This window comes from Metabacillus endolithicus, assembly GCF_023078335.1.
Lineage (GTDB): Bacteria > Bacillota > Bacilli > Bacillales > Bacillaceae > Metabacillus > Metabacillus endolithicus.
In genome coordinates this window covers 205,347-221,481 of the sequence record NZ_CP095551.1, presented here as the reverse complement: position 1 = coordinate 221,481, position 16,135 = coordinate 205,347, and the positions used below count along the sequence as shown (strand labels likewise).

The 16,135-nt window shown below is 33.5% G+C and carries 15 protein-coding genes; 5 read left to right on the top strand and 10 right to left on the bottom strand.

Annotated features, from left to right (window positions below; genetic code table 11):
- Positions 1 to 10: 10 nt before the first annotated feature.
- From MVE64_RS27090 to MVE64_RS27060, 7 genes are all read right to left on the bottom strand, one after another.
- Positions 11 to 673: an SAF domain-containing protein gene (locus MVE64_RS27090; protein ID WP_247347445.1), complete on the bottom strand. Its 663-nt coding sequence runs from the start codon at positions 671 to 673 to the stop codon at positions 11 to 13.
- A gap of 14 nt (positions 674 to 687) precedes the next feature.
- Positions 688 to 1,017 carry a hypothetical protein gene (locus MVE64_RS27085; protein WP_247347443.1) on the bottom strand — a complete coding sequence of 110 codons (330 nt, stop codon included), beginning with the start codon at positions 1,015 to 1,017 and terminating at the stop codon, positions 688 to 690.
- A 24-nt stretch (positions 1,018 to 1,041) separates the two neighbouring features.
- Positions 1,042 to 1,947, bottom strand: coding sequence for a replication-relaxation family protein (locus MVE64_RS27080; protein WP_247347441.1), 906 nt, complete (start codon positions 1,945 to 1,947; stop codon positions 1,042 to 1,044).
- A 5-nt stretch (positions 1,948 to 1,952) separates the two neighbouring features.
- Positions 1,953 to 2,822 carry a hypothetical protein gene (locus tag MVE64_RS27075; protein ID WP_247347439.1) on the bottom strand — a complete coding sequence of 290 codons (870 nt, stop codon included), beginning with the start codon at positions 2,820 to 2,822 and terminating at the stop codon, positions 1,953 to 1,955.
- A 159-nt stretch (positions 2,823 to 2,981) separates the two neighbouring features.
- On the bottom strand, positions 2,982 to 4,487 hold the full coding sequence (locus MVE64_RS27070) for a TraM recognition domain-containing protein (protein WP_247347437.1): 1,506 nt from the start codon (positions 4,485 to 4,487) through the stop codon (positions 2,982 to 2,984).
- Positions 4,456 to 5,832, bottom strand: coding sequence for a type IV secretory system conjugative DNA transfer family protein (locus MVE64_RS27065; RefSeq protein WP_247347435.1), 1,377 nt, complete (start codon positions 5,830 to 5,832; stop codon positions 4,456 to 4,458). The genes MVE64_RS27070 and MVE64_RS27065 overlap by 32 nt, the downstream gene beginning before the upstream one ends.
- Entirely contained in the window at positions 5,829 to 6,908 is a 1,080-nt protein-coding gene (locus tag MVE64_RS27060; protein WP_247347433.1) for a hypothetical protein, read from the bottom strand. The genes MVE64_RS27065 and MVE64_RS27060 overlap by 4 nt, the downstream gene beginning before the upstream one ends.
- 1,431 nt (positions 6,909 to 8,339) lie before the next feature.
- Between MVE64_RS27060 and MVE64_RS27055 the strand changes: the two genes are divergently transcribed.
- From MVE64_RS27055 to MVE64_RS27035, 5 genes are all read left to right on the top strand, one after another.
- Positions 8,340 to 8,777 carry a hypothetical protein gene (locus tag MVE64_RS27055; protein ID WP_247347431.1) on the top strand — a complete coding sequence of 146 codons (438 nt, stop codon included), beginning with the start codon at positions 8,340 to 8,342 and terminating at the stop codon, positions 8,775 to 8,777.
- Positions 8,770 to 10,224, top strand: coding sequence for an FtsZ/tubulin family protein (locus MVE64_RS27050; protein WP_247347429.1), 1,455 nt, complete (start codon positions 8,770 to 8,772; stop codon positions 10,222 to 10,224). The genes MVE64_RS27055 and MVE64_RS27050 overlap by 8 nt, the downstream gene beginning before the upstream one ends.
- An 886-nt stretch (positions 10,225 to 11,110) precedes the next feature.
- Positions 11,111 to 11,392 (top strand): hypothetical protein, encoded by a 282-nt coding sequence (locus tag MVE64_RS27045; protein WP_247347428.1) that lies wholly within the window; start codon positions 11,111 to 11,113, stop codon positions 11,390 to 11,392.
- A 32-nt stretch (positions 11,393 to 11,424) separates the two neighbouring features.
- Positions 11,425 to 12,096 carry a hypothetical protein gene (locus MVE64_RS27040; protein WP_247347426.1) on the top strand — a complete coding sequence of 224 codons (672 nt, stop codon included), beginning with the start codon at positions 11,425 to 11,427 and terminating at the stop codon, positions 12,094 to 12,096.
- Between the two features lie 877 nt (positions 12,097 to 12,973).
- Entirely contained in the window at positions 12,974 to 13,150 is a 177-nt protein-coding gene (locus MVE64_RS27035) for a hypothetical protein (protein ID WP_247347424.1), read from the top strand.
- Positions 13,151 to 14,075: 925 nt separating this feature from the next.
- On the opposite strand, the gene MVE64_RS28265 is transcribed toward MVE64_RS27035, so the two are convergent.
- From MVE64_RS28265 to MVE64_RS27025, 3 genes are all read right to left on the bottom strand, one after another.
- Entirely contained in the window at positions 14,076 to 14,162 is an 87-nt protein-coding gene (locus MVE64_RS28265) for a hypothetical protein (RefSeq protein ID WP_425594034.1), read from the bottom strand.
- 39 nt (positions 14,163 to 14,201) lie between these two features.
- On the bottom strand, positions 14,202 to 14,579 hold the full coding sequence (locus MVE64_RS27030; RefSeq protein ID WP_247347745.1) for a DDE-type integrase/transposase/recombinase: 378 nt from the start codon (positions 14,577 to 14,579) through the stop codon (positions 14,202 to 14,204).
- Between the two features lie 140 nt (positions 14,580 to 14,719).
- The gene (locus MVE64_RS27025; RefSeq protein ID WP_247347422.1) at positions 14,720 to 14,875 is read right to left on the bottom strand and encodes a hypothetical protein; all 156 of its coding nucleotides are present in this window, start codon (positions 14,873 to 14,875) and stop codon (positions 14,720 to 14,722) included.
- Positions 14,876 to 16,135 lie beyond the last annotated feature (1,260 nt).

Here is a 16,135-nt window from a genome sequence, read left to right as displayed (position 1 = left end):
AAAATCCTCCTTAATAACTCAATACAAACTGATAACCTTCTTTAGTTAATTTTTCTAGTACCTTAAAGTCTTCTAAAGTTAAACTAAGCTCAATCTGTGCCGCATTCTGATTTCCATTTAATCGATCATTTTGTGAAGTTAAGCCTGACACTTCTTGGTTTCTGCTACCCTTCACATAAGCTACTGGAACATTCTCTAACACATATTCATTTTTAACATTTTGTTGTAATACCGCTCCTGTATCTTGACCAGTACCTACATAAACGGCTGAAATATTAATTAGATCATATCTACGAATAGTTCCTTGTAATTTAACTAGCCAATTGTTCGGTATTGGGAAAAATTCATGATCCTTAGTAGGTTTTAATAACGATTGGTCTAGATAATCTCTATCTATAAATGCACTAGGTTGAATTGTTTGAACAGCAGTTTTTCCAACTACATCACTTATATGTCTGTACATATCATCCGTTATTAATTCGCGGGGATATTCCGCTAAAATAACATTCTCTTCTGAAAGTATCGTATCTTTTTCAATCTTTGTATTAGCCATTACTACTGTAACTGTATTTATTTTTCCTAGAATACCCGTTTCAGATACAACAATTGCTGCTATAAACAATATGAAGAAGAAAATACCAAGGAAGAGATTTTTATTGATTCTCTTTTTCATTCTTTATCCTCCGGTTAATCATTTAGCATTTCTATAAATACAAGATGACTCTTATTCTTTAAAAGTTGTTTGTTAACTGTCTGCAACGCATATTGAAGAACTTTTATTGGACCTATAAAAGGATGATAATCACTGCTATCAACTAATCCAACACAGTCTTGTTTAGGAGTAATCTTATCTTGAGGATAAGTTCCTGTAATATAGATAATGTTATAGTTATTATTCGTTCCTTTTGATTTACTAAATATGTCTAGTTCATCAAGATTCCCTAAGAAAATACTTGTAAAAATTAAAAGACAGGATAAAATACTTCTCTTAAGATTTTTGTTGATCCCAATTTGCATGGATGATGTCCTCCAATAACTTTCTCACATGAAATCCATATCAAATATCTGTATTTCTGATTGATTACCTTCAAGCGGCCTCGCTAATCTCCATCCAGTTCTCAGATCATCTAAATACTCGTCTACTAAAAACAGTTGCATAAATTCTTGCTCGAAATTACTGTAAGAGGAAACTAATGAATCAATTCCTTCCTCGCTTGCTATACTCCATACAAGAATACTCTGAGTTGAATCATCATAGACAGTTGGTAACTTTTCATGCTTAGCGAAATACGATTTATACTGTGATAGCTTTCGTTTTAAAAATCGTAGTGGCTTACTTTTTTGTTGTAACCGTTCCACAATGAACTCCATTTTCCCTAACGGTGTATCAATTTGAAAGACCGCATGAGGAGGTTCAAATTCTGGTGCTATAAAAGGGTGAAATTCAAATCGTTCTTTCTTTAGTAATCCTTTTTCCAAAAGCTTGATTCGGATCTCGTTAATAGCCGGATAATGTAACTGCTCACCTATAGAACTAGCGAAATGAAGCGGATTAGGAAGGTTCTGTAACCCCATTGCATAGCCAAGAAAATTCTTAGCAGCTACTCCAATTGTCCAAACATACTCTCTTTCATTCGACTCGTTCTCAAGCTTCCATCCTTCTAACCAACCGTTTTGTTGTAGCACTCGTAACCGAGTACCTAGTTTATGACCTTTATCAACTACATTCCGGTATAAGTAGCGGATCTGCTTTTCAGTAAGAACCTTAGCATTTGCTAATGTAACAGTTATATCTATATCCAATTCAGATATTTGTCCAGTTTCTATTCTTTGTTGAATAATATCTAACTGAATATCTGGCCTGCGAGACCAACGAAACATGGTAATTTTTAGAGTAGGATCATCAAGTAAAGGGATATTCCCTTCTTTTGTTCTCCAAACATTCATAAGAACTAGAATGCGCCAAAGCTGCGTTTATTTAATAAGTTCGCAAAATTAGCTTCTACTTGATTGATAAGAATTTTTCCTCGTTTCCCTTTCTTATCTAAAAAACGAATTTCCCCTTTTGCTTGAACACCAGGAGGTAAGTAATCGTTATAACGATCTCTTAACCTTCTATTTAGGTTACCAATTAGATTTATGCCGCTAGCAGTTTCACAGTAATATGAATTGTATCCAGGCGCTTGACCAGTTATTTTAAAGCCAATATAATCACCAACTTTATAATGATCTTCAATACTTTCCCAAATAGCTTCTTTCTCGTTTTTAATTAAAGCTTTACGGCTTAACCTAATTCGATACGGTAGATTCTGCTCTCCTTCGTTTTCCAAGCGGGAAATCGTTAATATCTCAACTTCCAATACTGTTCCAACAGGTACAGTTTCTCTAAGATTAGTAGAGCGACGAATATCCCATTCTTCCGGTGGAATAATACATGGATAACCTTGAACCTCTAAGTAAACAACATTTTTATCACTTACACCTGTTACTGTCCCTTGTACTCGATCACCTATTTTTACACTTTCAGTAAATTCTTGTGCTACTCGTCTTAATGCAGCAATACGACTTACACTTACTACTTCATCTGTTACTTCCATAACAATAAAAGGTACTCTCGTTTGAATAAATCCATTTAGATTGGCTATATCACGTTCAATGAAATCTTCCCTTTTACAATAGACCTTCTCTCCTTGATAAAGGATAACGATTAGCTCGTCCTCTTTTCCCCCAACCGATACCTTTCTGATCGATTCCACTTCTCCGTATTGAACCCATTTACGTTCTCTCGATTCCTTCAACATTTCCAGTAATATCTTGTTCATACTTCAACCTCCTGATGGAAATAAAAAAAGACGCACAATCCCCCTGTTTTAATAAAAACAAGGGAACTATGCGTCTTCCGCCTATAATTCCTATATTTGATTCACATAATTTATTTAACTTACTGTAAGAATAGACCATAAATCCCATTTGTGCAACTACTAATTTCCATTCTTTTTACTCATAATCTTTTTAAGTAATTCCATGCTTTCATCACCTAATTCAACACTCTTTAGCTCTTGTGTAGCATGTTCATACTTTTCGTCCTGCACAACAGTAACTTGTTCTAATGGAGATGAAGTCTTCTGTTCTTTCATCATAGCAGTGAACGACGCTGGAGCTGCTTTCTTAGAGACAGCTACACTTCCTTCATCATTTTGCTTTGTTTTTTGCCCAAATGCATGACTAAAACTGACAGTATGCCTTTTTAAGTCAGCGGAAGGAGTTTGATGTTCCCTTTTTTCTTGGAGATATTCAAGATCCTCTTTAGATACATCATCAAAGATTGAATTATCTTTCTGTTCTTGATCATTTAAAGAAACAGGCTTACTGTTAATTTTACCTACACTATAATTTACTTTTTCCTCTTGTTGTGATTCCTCTTTTACATCTTCTACTTCATCATTTTCCTCAGTAATTTCTTGACCTTTATGTTGGGAATGTTTAAAACGGTTATGCTCTTCTTTAACAACCTTTTGCTCTTTATCAAAAGATAATAGTTCCTTTTTTAATACACTGGCCGAATCTTCTTGTTCATCATCTTCTGGAATAACTAATGCTTCAGAAACATTCACTTCTTTCTTCCAATAGTCCATGAAGAAGTTTACCGCTTCTGAATCAAGAGACTTCTTCCACTTATCCGCTTCTGACGTATCTACAAAATCACCTTCCGCTCGTATAGCTCGTTTACTAGATTTCTCTTGTACCATACGTATATAAGAATAGCGGAACTCTTGGAACATAATATCATCTACAGAAGCAAGGTCTTTTTCTGTTCTTACTGTACTCTCTGAATATCCAAAACTAGGATTATCCATATTGTCAGGAGTGTAGCTCTCTCTCACCTGTATTTCTTCAACTACTGTTTTTCCTAGATACACGCTTAACAGTTCAGCATCATATTTCGAAACACCACCATAAACTATAGTGTTACGTATTGTCCCTAACATACTTTCTGTAAATTCCTTACCAAATTTAACACCAAACTGTGTAAGAGATTGACAAGCTACTAGAGGAGCAAACTTATACTTCCTAGCCTTACCGGTTAATTTTAAGAACTTCTCATTCATATAATCATAGAATTCATCAGCATAAAACGATACGATTGGTCTTGTGTTCTCTGTACCGCTTCTTCTAAAAATGGCATTCTGAACGCATAGTAAAACCAGCTTCCCAAACGTATCACTAAGATCTTGTAAATTTCCATCATCGGTATTAACAAGTAAGATGCCTCCTTTACTCATTAATCGATCAAGGTCAACTTCATTCTTAGCAAGCAAAATTCTCGCAAGATAAGGGTTCTTGGTAATATCAGACAACAGATTTCGAGTTTGCCTTGTAAACTCAAATTGCAAATCTTCTACTACTACCTTCCCTTCATGCTCATGTCCCCTTGGGTACTTTTCAACCGTACCATCACGATCTTTTTGTACTCGTAGTACCTTCATTTTTAAACCATTTAACAATCTTTTTTACTATCATCCAATGAATGACATCATCTTGCTTCATTTCTTTTACGACATTTTCAGGAGGTATCGTCTTTTCAATGGATTCAACCATATCCATAACCATTCTTGGATCTTGATACATATCATCAAGCATTGGAATTGTAGCCTCATTGCCTTTGTAAAACTTTAGAAGGTAAACATAATGTTTCAAAACAGCTCGTGCCGCTTGACGGAAAAACTCATTATTCGTCTGAGCTATTGCTTCTAGCACACTTGTTATAGTTTCAACTACCTGAGCGGTTGGACCGATCATCGCATTGAATCCTGGAGTATCAGGGTTGCTTGGATCTAGATAGGTGATAAACTCTCTTGGAATATTATGTTCTAAAGCTAATTCATAAGCATCATCACAAAGGTCTTTGGCTGGTTCAATAATGACTGTACCAATCAAATGATTACCCATATTCCTTTCAAACTCTTTTGAACCTATCCCGTATTTCTTTGCAAGTTTAGGAAACTCATTTATCATCCGCTGCATATGACCTAAATCCTGCCTGTATGCTGTTTTAATTTTGATAGATGTTTTACCAGAACCAGGAGGACCTATTAGTAAGGTTCCCGTTTGGCGGGATTCACCTTCTAAAATAACTGGTGCATTCGTTTCAGCATTTCTAGCTAGTTGTATGTCAGGAAGTCGATTAACTTTATCCTCTCCAAAACGACCAATCCATCCTCTTTCAAACCTATAAGTACGAAACCATTCTTGCAAATTCGCATCTTCTTTGTAATTGGCATACAAGTAACTAGCATATAGACCAACAATAACTATCGGTGTGACCATCAATAGATACCCAATAAATTCAAGAGCACCTCTATGCAAATAAGCAGCATGTGCTGGATCAATCGTTTCATGTATCTGTACTAACTCGTCATATCCAATAAGTTTAATTTCACGAATAATATAAAACAAGATAACAACAGTCAATGTACCCCAAGACAAACAAAAGCTAAATGTCCTTCTCGGTACAGATTTACTGAACCTCTTTACCCTTGTTGCTAATATCCAGTTTATAAATGCTAATAACGCCGCTACACCAACTACCCAAAGTGGAGCGGTTTGCGGAGTCATATAAAATGAAATGTACAAAGGATACCCTAATCCTAATGGGAAGTTTTCAATTGCGATTCCTTTGTCCCAATGAAGATTCAAACTAAATACCACTATCAACATTGATAAAAACGAATAGAGGAACACGAATAACGTAACATGTAAGAGAATCGAAACGACTTCAGGCGTCTTAGGACTTTCTTTTATTTGACGTAGCAGGGGCTTTAACTTATTCATAGCAATACCTCCCGCCACTGTACTTTATTATGTTTCCTTTCCTCTCTATGAACTTTCCCCCAATAACCTAATTCACTTAGTTCACTATAAGAAGCATAGTGCAAATATTTACTAACAAAGGTAATATCCCGCTTGAAGGATTCGTTATCAGGATACAGAAGTATAAGTTTTATTTGCTGAAATATAGATAGTCCACCCTCTTTAATCCATTTCTCAATAGTTCTAACCTTACCTATAGGATTTACCCAATTCGTCATGCCATTAAAGATTATCTGTATTTCATCTTCCTCCCCTTCAATCAACACTATATGATCCGGCTTTAAAGGGAGACTTAACTTTTCAACCACCTCATCGCTCACTTCTAAATAAGCGGCCTTCTTATTTTCCGCCCTATAGTTATCAACTAGGATTCTTATTGAATTTCTGTCTGTCATCGGTTCATTCAACAATACATTTCCTTCCCGCTCTACAAACAGAGCCACAGCTTGGGCAGTAGATTCCTTTTCACCTTGAAAGATGTGGATTTTCTCGTCAATTAGTTCACTTTCAAAAGAATAAACCATAGTCTCTCTTATATTACGGTGACGTGTTGTACCATTGACCTGTTTTGGATAGAACATAACTAACGACTTGCTGGTCATTTCCTCTCCTTCTTTTTTGTAGGCTTCCCACTTGTCTACCAATTCGGTGCGAGACATGGTTCCTCTGTCACACTCGACACTCACCATAGGTTTCAAGAATTGATCATCAAAAGTAGTCCTTCTAAAAAAATAAGGGTAAAGGAGCGGATTAGATGTGGGATTTACCTTTTTCTCTTCCTCCCATTCCTCTGTTTTTTCAAAGATCATCCAATCTGGTCTATAAGAAATCGTCTCATCATCATCGAAGATCGGATACCTTCTCCACTCGCAATGGAAGCTTTCAGGTTGTCTAGAAAGGTAGAGACTTAACCAATCTTGCACTTCATAAAAATGTTCATGTTGCCCTCTGACTTTTAAATCATCTAGCGTGTAATGTTCTTTATAGTCATCAAGCTGCTGCACATATTCTTTCACTTTGAGTATGTCTTCAATCAAGATCCTTAGCCCATACAAAGACAGTGAATAAACTAAAACAGGAACACTTTTTATTCCAGCTCTTGAATTAACAGAAAGCACCTTTCGATCAGCTAGAGTCCGTAATCTGTTTCTCAATGAATTGATATGAAGATTAAATTTTCCTATTCGGTATAACTGTTCAGCTGTAAGTGCCCTATGCTGATAGAGGGACAAGAGAATAACATAATCAATCTCCTTGTTTGAATGAATCATACCTCGTACTCTTTCGGCGTCATAAGATCTATTTTTATTTGGGCTCTTACTTACCTGAACCCGTTCTTCACCCAGTCGCATATAACTTCCTCCCTAATAAAAAAGACGCAACGAAGAATCCTCGAAACTGTACGAGAACAAATCATTGCGTCTTCCGCCTATATTATTTAGCTATACGCTATACGTTAAACGATATAAATATATGATGTCAATAGACTCCTCGCTAAGCAATACGACGTACTACGAAATGCTACGAAAAATTTCGTCAAGAGTAGTAGACTACAATTATTTCAACAAAGTTTGGATATTAAGAGCCAACGAAATGCTCTAAGCGGGGTTACATAGTTACCTCCGGTTTCCGCTAATTAAAATCTAATCAATACGAAATGATACCAACAAATGCGAAAAAGCATTCAAAACTCTTGTTAATTAAGACTTTAACATTATGAAAATTACAATTATGCAGGTTATGAAATTTAATATGAAATTAATTACAGCTTATGAATGGGGTAATACTTATAGTTAGTAAGCTGATTCATATAACTAATTCATAGCTAGGATTCATTACTTATTTCATAAATTAACAATTATATGTTTCATATTCTATTTTATTTCTGCGTATTCAATTATTCATAGCTTGATTCACAATAACTGCAATCTAATCATTAAGAATGCGGTATCCAACAATGATTGTTTAAAGACTAGTTCAAAAAGAAACACGTCGAAAGAATGCGAATATTTTGGTATGTAAAGAATTAATAGTTTATATACAGAATATTGCTTTGGTATCCTATAGAAGTGTCTATTATAAGACACTTTGATAATGTTAAATTCCATTCCAATAGACATAAGTACTGTTTTAAAAAGGTTTTTTTATAGTATCCACATACAGACACTATATAATTTAAAACGTGATTTTCAGATGAATCTCAATACATTTTTACTAAAAATAAACTAAAAACTAGAGTTTTCATCTTTCAAATACATCAAATCACGATAATATAAATAGATACTAAAACAAATAAATAAAATAACCTCTTATTATAGACACCATAAACAAACGTATATATATCAACGGTTAAGAGGTAATGACATTCCCCCGCACTTAAATAGTATCTTATTATACAGTCTTGATACAGACACTACATTAAGGTAATATATAGTAAACTATTAATATACAGGAGGTGACTTGATTGCATGAACCAGGATCTATATAGAAAGCATCAAAATGCGATATTCCCCATTGATTTAATAGAAATGTTTACGGATATTATCGAAAGTGATGCCGTGAGCAGAAAAGTCTTCATCCACATAGGCCGTACACTTAAATCTCAGAAAGACTCAGTTGATAGAATTCATGGAGTTACAGTCAATGATATAGTGTCAAACGTACAAGTGGAGAGAAAAGAAAGAGTAACGAAAGGAAAATCTTTTATATATAAACCAGTTACCACAAATATAGATCGGAAAGCAGCAGAGAGAATTGTAGATAAGCTCTTAGATATGTCACTACTCTACTATGAAGAGGTAAAACCTTATAAATTTCTCTTCATGACAAGTCGTGGCTGGCAAATTACAGAAGCGATAGTTAAAAGAAATAAATACAAAAAGGGAGTTGAAATAAGCAATGGCTAAAACATTCACAAAAAATACCCCTGCTATAAACATGACGGTAGTAGGTTTTGGACAAGCCGGCTCTAGAATAGCTGACGAATTCGCTTCAATAAAAAACGAAAATGGGAACAGTGTATATAACTGCTTAGCTTTAAATAGTAATGATGGTGATTTAAAAGGTCTGAAATACATAACAGAATCAAATCGTGTATCACTAAACTTAGGTGGTCTAGGAAAAAACCCTCAAAAGGCTATCTCAATTTTAGAAGAAAATGAAGACGTGAAAAATCGATTGAAAGGTTTTATTCAGGAGCGTGTAAGACCTACAGATGACCTAGTGTTATTTTTCGCTGGACTTGGTGGCGGTACAGGTACTTCAACAATCGTTAAGGCTTTAGAAGAATTTTATGATTTTAACAATAAACCTTTAATAAAAAAAGAACTTGTTAAACTACAAAGTGAAATTGAACCTAAAGAGTTTAAGGAAAACCTCAAAAAATACATGAAGATTGCAATAAAAAAAGCTGAGGAAAAGTTTATTAAAGTCGGAGTAGTTGTTACTCTCCCCCTTCGAGCTGACGGTCCCGATGCGTTGAGACAAGTTAATGACTTTGCTCAACGGATTTGGAAAATCGGTCAAGATAAAACTAAAGGGATTGCATTTATTAAATTTGCGGATAATCAACACTTTTATGATGAGTTTAAGAAATTACCTGAAAACGAACGTGGAAATGTTGAGAATTATCGTGATTATGCTAACAAACGTTTTAGCGAAGTATTCCACGAATTAAATACAGCGACTACCGGTGGTGGAACTAGCGTAACCTTTGACTCTCAAGATTTCAGAAGAATTATTTTAGAAAACACTGGTTCATTAGTAATCAATAAATTAACTAAACCTATAACTAACATAAATAATGGTCATGATGTTAAAGAAATGATATTAGATTCAATGGAAGGAAGCTGTTTTCATCAACCTATAGAATTAACTAACATACTCGAAAACGGTGATATGGTAGCAGCAAAAGTTCATCATATAGGTTTGTTAGCAGTATTAGATGAAAAAAAATCTTTAGGATCATCATTCATTGATGATGCCCGTGTTGAGATAACAGAAAAGAATACCTTTTCTTTGAGTGGAACTGTTTTCACTGGTTACTTAGAAGAAAAAAATGATCACTCTGCTACAGTGTACACATTCTATAAAACAGACGGTCTCCCTGCCCGACTTGCTAAAGGATTAGTAAAAGAATACGAAGAATTTCAGGAGCGACAAAAAGCTGTTATTTACCAATCTGCTTCTATCGAATCAATTAATGATGAAGATGACGATGATGATTTCAATATTGACCTTGCTGAATTTGGACTTGAAGAAGTAGCTTCTACCAAAGAAGAAGATCAAAATGAAAACAAGAATAATTATGAAGTAGATATAGATAACCTTAATTTTGATGATTTGGATGATTAATAATATAAAACCCCTTTAAACAAAGGGTTCATATGAGAACAATTAAATAAACACAGCACAGCATATAGAGGTGGAGTTATTAAAGACTCTACCTCTACTTATTTTTTTAGCTAATTAATTGACCATTCAATTAGAATCAAAGGAAATGAAGCGTTCGATTGCATAAAAGATAGCTTCTATTTGCCACATTAAAAGGATAATTGAGATTTAAGTAAGAAAATAGCAAGAATACCGTTTTTAATCTGTTGAAGAAGGTCCAAAATTGTGCAATATCACTACTAAAAAGTTGTGTAACGACTTATTAGAGAATTTACATAACTAATCTATATCCGTATCTGTATATCAGTGCGAGTTGAATTTTCATCATAGGTTATCAGTTGTTATTAAAATCATCACAATATTTTTTAAATAGTGCCTCCCTTTCTTTAGTTTAAGAATTGCTGCATTTATTACTTTTTCTGTGTGATACAGGCCTTATCCCAATAATTTATAAACAACTTCTTTTTGGAGCCCCCTATACGTTCCCAAACTCACTATTAACACAAAAAACTTTGATATACCACAATTCAATCATCTTCAAAACGAGATACGATTTTTTTCGTACACTTTCGAACGCTATACGAATTTTTTCTTTAATTTTCGTTCATCTAGTTACGTGAAAAGTAGGTGTACCACTTACTACGAAGTCACACGAAATTATACTAAGTTAAACGAAAATAAGTTTCGTATTACCATTTAAGCTATTTTCATTTTTATTTATCACAGTATTTGCTATAATTACTAGTATATTCACATATTCCACCTTCGTTTCTTTTCGAATCGAATCGTATCTTATTATTTAAATTAGAAAAACTACTTAGCAAGATCTGAAAGGAGGTTCAAGAACATGTTATATGATGAAAATGATTTAGTCCCAAGATTAGAAGATGAACTAAAATACGATCCTCTATATACACAAATAAAAGATCGACCAACATTAAAGAAAGAAATGTTTGAAAACAAATTTATCAATGCACTACAAGAAGACTTACATCGATGGTATAGTATCGCGGAAGCAGGAGCCATTCTAGATTCCAATAAGCGAATAGCTGCTAGTACTTTAAAACATTACATAGATAACCTAGAAGACTATGTACTTCCAGATGAAGCCCACAATCGAGATATATAAGACTAAACTATCTTTCTATAGTGAAGTTAAAGATGGTTTGGTTACTAAAAGACGAACTAAAAATGACAGGGTTACAATCAGCTGTAGGTATTATTGGAACACCTGTGAACAATAATATGCCAAATAGTTATGCACCATCCTTAGATCAAAATCAAGAGCTCCGCCAATATATGCAAATGACAAATATGCTAATGACCATTTTTATGGAAAGGGGAGAGGATGGTAGGCCTAGGTTAAAGGAGGACATATCAAACCTTCTGCAAAGTAACCAAAAGCTTTTAGAATCTGGAGATTTCTTAAAAAAGGTAGAAGAGCAGTCTGAAACTATCGAGGAATTAAATAGACAGATTAATGAAGAAAAGAAAAATCGAGAAACCTATCAACAAGAATTAGAAGAGAAATATAAAGATAATTTATTAGTTAAAGATCAACTTATTAGTGAATTAGAGTCAAAATTAGAACAACAAAATAAAACCATAAAGTCTGAAATAGATGAAACATTAGTAAAGAAACTTGAAGAAAATGATAATAAGTTTAATGAATTTGTAAATAAGAATAGAATTCAGTCTAGGGCAAAGCAAATGGCTGAAGAAGAATGGGATAAACAAGGAGCATTTTCTAAGATTTTTGGAAATAGGTCTGAGTTTGTTAAAAATAAGACCGAGGAATTCTTAATAACACTGACTTCAGATTTTGATAAATAAATTACCATACAGTTTTTTGTGGAGAAATATAGGGGATAATTGCATATCAATTAAAAGACCAGATCACTTAGCGATTTGGTCTTTTATATTTGTTAATTTAATAATGTTTTTGCTCTCAATAAAATCAGGATGTTAAATTAGTGTTATTTATTGTTATAAATTCTTGTACCATAAAAGCTCAAAGCTCAAAAACATAGTACAATTCAACAGAGCTAAGAATAATAAAGTCAATAAATTGTTTTGCTAATATCTGAACAAGTCAATGAGTAGTGAAAAAACTCTGCGAAACGGTGCGAAATACTGCGAATATGGCAACAGAGATGTAATTAATATGTTCTTGAAGAACTTTCTCGAAGATGAAATAAATTGATAGCATACGAAATAATATAAAGAATGAGAAGAAATGTGGGGTTAGAAGTTTTGGTGGAGTGACAGAAACTTGGCTAAATTTCAACATTTGGCTACAAAGAAAGATGACATCGCTATTTTTCATAATCCTGTTACCGTTGTGAGTAGCGAGATTACTCAAAGCAGCTATGCTGTACAAATGATGACGATGGAGCCGTCGGAATCGCCATCCAGGCTGGGATTTCAAATTACCTTAAGGCGCTATAGTTAAAAGTTAGGGTATTGAGTGTAGGAAAAAGGCAGTCAAGAACTGTTAAGTGCGTGTTATGTAGATGAATGATTATGTGAACCACATACGGAAATGTCGAAAGCATAGGGATCCATCAAGACTAGGGGGGTAGTCGTTAACCTAGGACGAGATTAGAGGTGTGAACTATTTACTGTCTAAGTGGTGGCTGTTATAGGTGGCATGAATATAACACTTGCGTTTGTACGGAACTTGGGAACCTTGGGGCTAGGGTGGAATCATATGTCTCAGGAAGCTAGCTATTTTCCAAAACCAGTAAAAGTAATAGCTATACCCAAAAAGAATGGTGGAACAAGAACATTTGGGGTTCCTTCAGTCAAAGACCGAGTAGCACATATTGTTACGAAACTATATTTTGAAAAAACAGTGGGGAAATTGTTTTATGATGATTTTTATTGATACCGACCAAATAAATGGGAAATTCATGCGATTGAGGCTACAAGGAAAAGATGGTTTGTTTATGGTGTCTATAATAAGAGGTTATTTTATTATTTGTTTTAGTATCTATTCATATTTTCATAATTTGATGTATTTAAAAAAGGAAAACTCTAGTTTTTAGTTTATTTTTAGTAAAAATGTATTGAGATTCTTTTGAAAATCACGCTTTTGAATTATATAGTGTCTGTACATGGATACTATAAAAAAACCTTTATAAAATAGTACTTCTGGTTATTAAAATGGAATTTAATAATATAGAAGTTTCTTATAATAGACACTTCTGACAGAAAGACTGGGTGTTAGAGTTCGATCGATATTAAGGGACTATTGATGATAATATCCCATATGACTTTATCTTATTGAAATGGTAAAACGTTATACAAATCAAGAATGGTTCATTTTATAAATACATAGATGGCTAACTACACCTTTTCAAATGGAGCACGGAACGTTAACGGAGTGAACTGGTACTCCGCAAGGAAGAGTTATAAGTCCTGTTCTTGCGATCCTTCAATATACATTTTTAATTTTATGATAAAAAAGAATTCCAAGGTTCCTTGGGCAAGATACGCCGATGATGGAATAGCACACTGTGCTTCAATGAAAGAAGCAAAATATCTTCAACGAAGACTGTAAGAAAGATTCAACTATTTGGATTGGTGTTAAACCTAGAGAAAACGAATATTATCTATTGTAAAGATGATGATAGGCAATGGAATTATTCAACTACTTCTTTCGATTGTCTGAATAAATATGGAAAATTCTTCACAAAATTCTTGCTGGCAATTGCCGATAAGGCAAAGAATGCAATCAGAAAAGAAGTGAGAGACTGGCGATTAATAGAATATGTGTTGAACCCTAAAAGTTAGACCAAATATTTAAGCAGCTAGTTGACTGGCATGAAGACGGTATTCCACTGGGGAACCATGCCAGTCAATTTTGCTTTTATCCGTTCATTGTTATAGTAAAAAATATAATCAGTTACTGCTTGCTTAAGCTCTCAATTACCATATTACATTTTCAGTTTCATTATCCCGAAGTAATTCTCCATTGGTGAATAATCCAGACAGTTTCCTTTTCGGGACATACTTTGATAGATACCATTATCTTTTAGTTTCTTTACATACCTTTTCATTTGATAAGCCCAGCCTTGATCAGAGTGTATTGTAGTTCGATAGGGGCAATCTTTTGTTATTTCAATTGCTTCCTCTAAAGCAGCCATTATTGCTTGAGTGTCCGGTCTCTCTGAGAATCGAAAGGTTAGAATTTCACCATTATACATATTTAGAAACGGATCTAAATAAGCCTTCTTAATGATTAACTTCCCATTAGAATCGGTCGTGTAGTATTTAAATTCAGATGTATCAGTCGTTAATTTCTGATGTGGAATGCTTGTATAGAATTTACTGTTTACAAGGTTTTCGAGATCTTGCCTACGGTTCCTTTATACGAGTTGTATTTACGAGATTTACGTGTGAATGAAGTACAAATAATACCAAGTTTATTGGTAATGCGCAGGATTTTTGTGATTTAGGATATAATCTTTCTTACGCAATTCCATATCAATTCGGCGATAGCCATAATTCTTCGGATTCCAAATCTGTTTGCGAAGGAAGCATATGCACCTTCACCAGCTAAATATGCGTTAACTACACTCAGCTTAAATCCTTCATCATATTTGACCATAAAAAACACCCCAAAAGTTAGAATTGGTTCGTCTAATTTTTGGGGTGCACATCAATATTAATAGTCTTCAAAGTAAACTTTGAGTTTTTGGTCTAGTTCTTCCATTTAATTGTGTTCCTATTACTAAATATATTATTCTATGTTTTTTATAACTTATAGGTACGCTAAGAAAATTTCATGATTATGACGTTTGTTATAATGATGAAATTTTAATGCAGATATTTTAGATATTTCTCTAAACTTTTTATTGGTAGATATCTATTTAATTTAGGCTGCATTTAGAATATTAGGAGTAAACTTAAGTTTATGGTATATAGATTCTATTTATTTTAAAATTCTTGTAAAGATGATTCTACTTGTGTAAATAGATATGTTTTAAGATGGGTAAGTATAATATTATCCCCTATACTTTTTTTAGGTATGTATGTTTAAACTGTTTAATATATTGTTTTCTTGTTTATAAATTGTTACTTGTTTATAGGTGAAATTAGGTCTTGGGAGAGTAAGGTTCAACATCTTATATGTCTATTAAAACGGTACTATAAGTCTATTAAAACGGTGGTTATGGCTACTAATACGATGTTACATGTCTAGTATATAAGTGGATATATGTCTATTTAAAAAGTGTTATATGTCTATTAATTCGGTATGAGACTTTTAAAATATCAAAATATAGCTATAAAAACGGTGGAAATAATAGATCTATATCTGTTTGATCTAAAAGGGACATGTATACAGCCTATTTTTAAGGTCATCTTCTTTTAATTCTCACATCTATTATATGTTGATCTACCTAAAGGGTAGACATATTAGTTTTTTTCCTTAACATTTCACATTATATATGTCTACTAGAACGGTAATATTTTATAAACTTGTTACTTTAGAGTAGAGTTACACCGAAATAGTAGATATATAGAGCAATAGTAAACTTGCCACTCATATCTTATTCTATGTATTAATATGATATGTCTACCTTTTCGGTAGACATATTATTAATAGCTTCCTTTAAATGCTTTTTTCAAGACGATATATACTCTTTGCTGAAGCAATAACTCTATGTAGCACCGATTTAGTAGCCATATTTGCTTTAACCCTAAAAAAATTTCAGCACCGAATATATAGCCATATAGTATATTATAATTTGAAAATTATAATATATCAGCACCGAAAAAGTAGCTATATGGATTTAGATTATGATTAGCTAGTAATTTCAAAGCACCGGAAAGGTAGACATATCATTCTATTATAAATTGATTTTAT

What these genes read in the sequence shown, in the direction of transcription:
- MVE64_RS27040 (WP_247347426.1), top strand. Translation starts at nt 11,425, where the DNA reads ATGGTTTGGTTACTAAAAGACGAACTAAAAATGACAGGGTTACAATCA.
- MVE64_RS27090 (WP_247347445.1), bottom strand. Translation starts at nt 673, where the DNA reads ATGAAAAAGAGAATCAATAAAAATCTCTTCCTTGGTATTTTCTTCTTC.
- MVE64_RS27055 (WP_247347431.1), top strand. Translation starts at nt 8,340, where the DNA reads ATGAACCAGGATCTATATAGAAAGCATCAAAATGCGATATTCCCCATT.
- MVE64_RS27025 (WP_247347422.1), bottom strand. Translation starts at nt 14,875, where the DNA reads ATGGTCAAATATGATGAAGGATTTAAGCTGAGTGTAGTTAACGCATAT.
- MVE64_RS27045 (WP_247347428.1), top strand. Translation starts at nt 11,111, where the DNA reads ATGTTATATGATGAAAATGATTTAGTCCCAAGATTAGAAGATGAACTA.
- MVE64_RS27065 (WP_247347435.1), bottom strand. Translation starts at nt 5,832, where the DNA reads ATGAATAAGTTAAAGCCCCTGCTACGTCAAATAAAAGAAAGTCCTAAG.
- MVE64_RS27070 (WP_247347437.1), bottom strand. Translation starts at nt 4,487, where the DNA reads ATGAAGGTACTACGAGTACAAAAAGATCGTGATGGTACGGTTGAAAAG.
- MVE64_RS27080 (WP_247347441.1), bottom strand. Translation starts at nt 1,947, where the DNA reads ATGAATGTTTGGAGAACAAAAGAAGGGAATATCCCTTTACTTGATGAT.
- MVE64_RS27050 (WP_247347429.1), top strand. Translation starts at nt 8,770, where the DNA reads ATGGCTAAAACATTCACAAAAAATACCCCTGCTATAAACATGACGGTA.
- MVE64_RS27075 (WP_247347439.1), bottom strand. Translation starts at nt 2,822, where the DNA reads ATGAACAAGATATTACTGGAAATGTTGAAGGAATCGAGAGAACGTAAA.
- MVE64_RS27085 (WP_247347443.1), bottom strand. Translation starts at nt 1,017, where the DNA reads ATGCAAATTGGGATCAACAAAAATCTTAAGAGAAGTATTTTATCCTGT.
- MVE64_RS27035 (WP_247347424.1), top strand. Translation starts at nt 12,974, where the DNA reads ATGTCTCAGGAAGCTAGCTATTTTCCAAAACCAGTAAAAGTAATAGCT.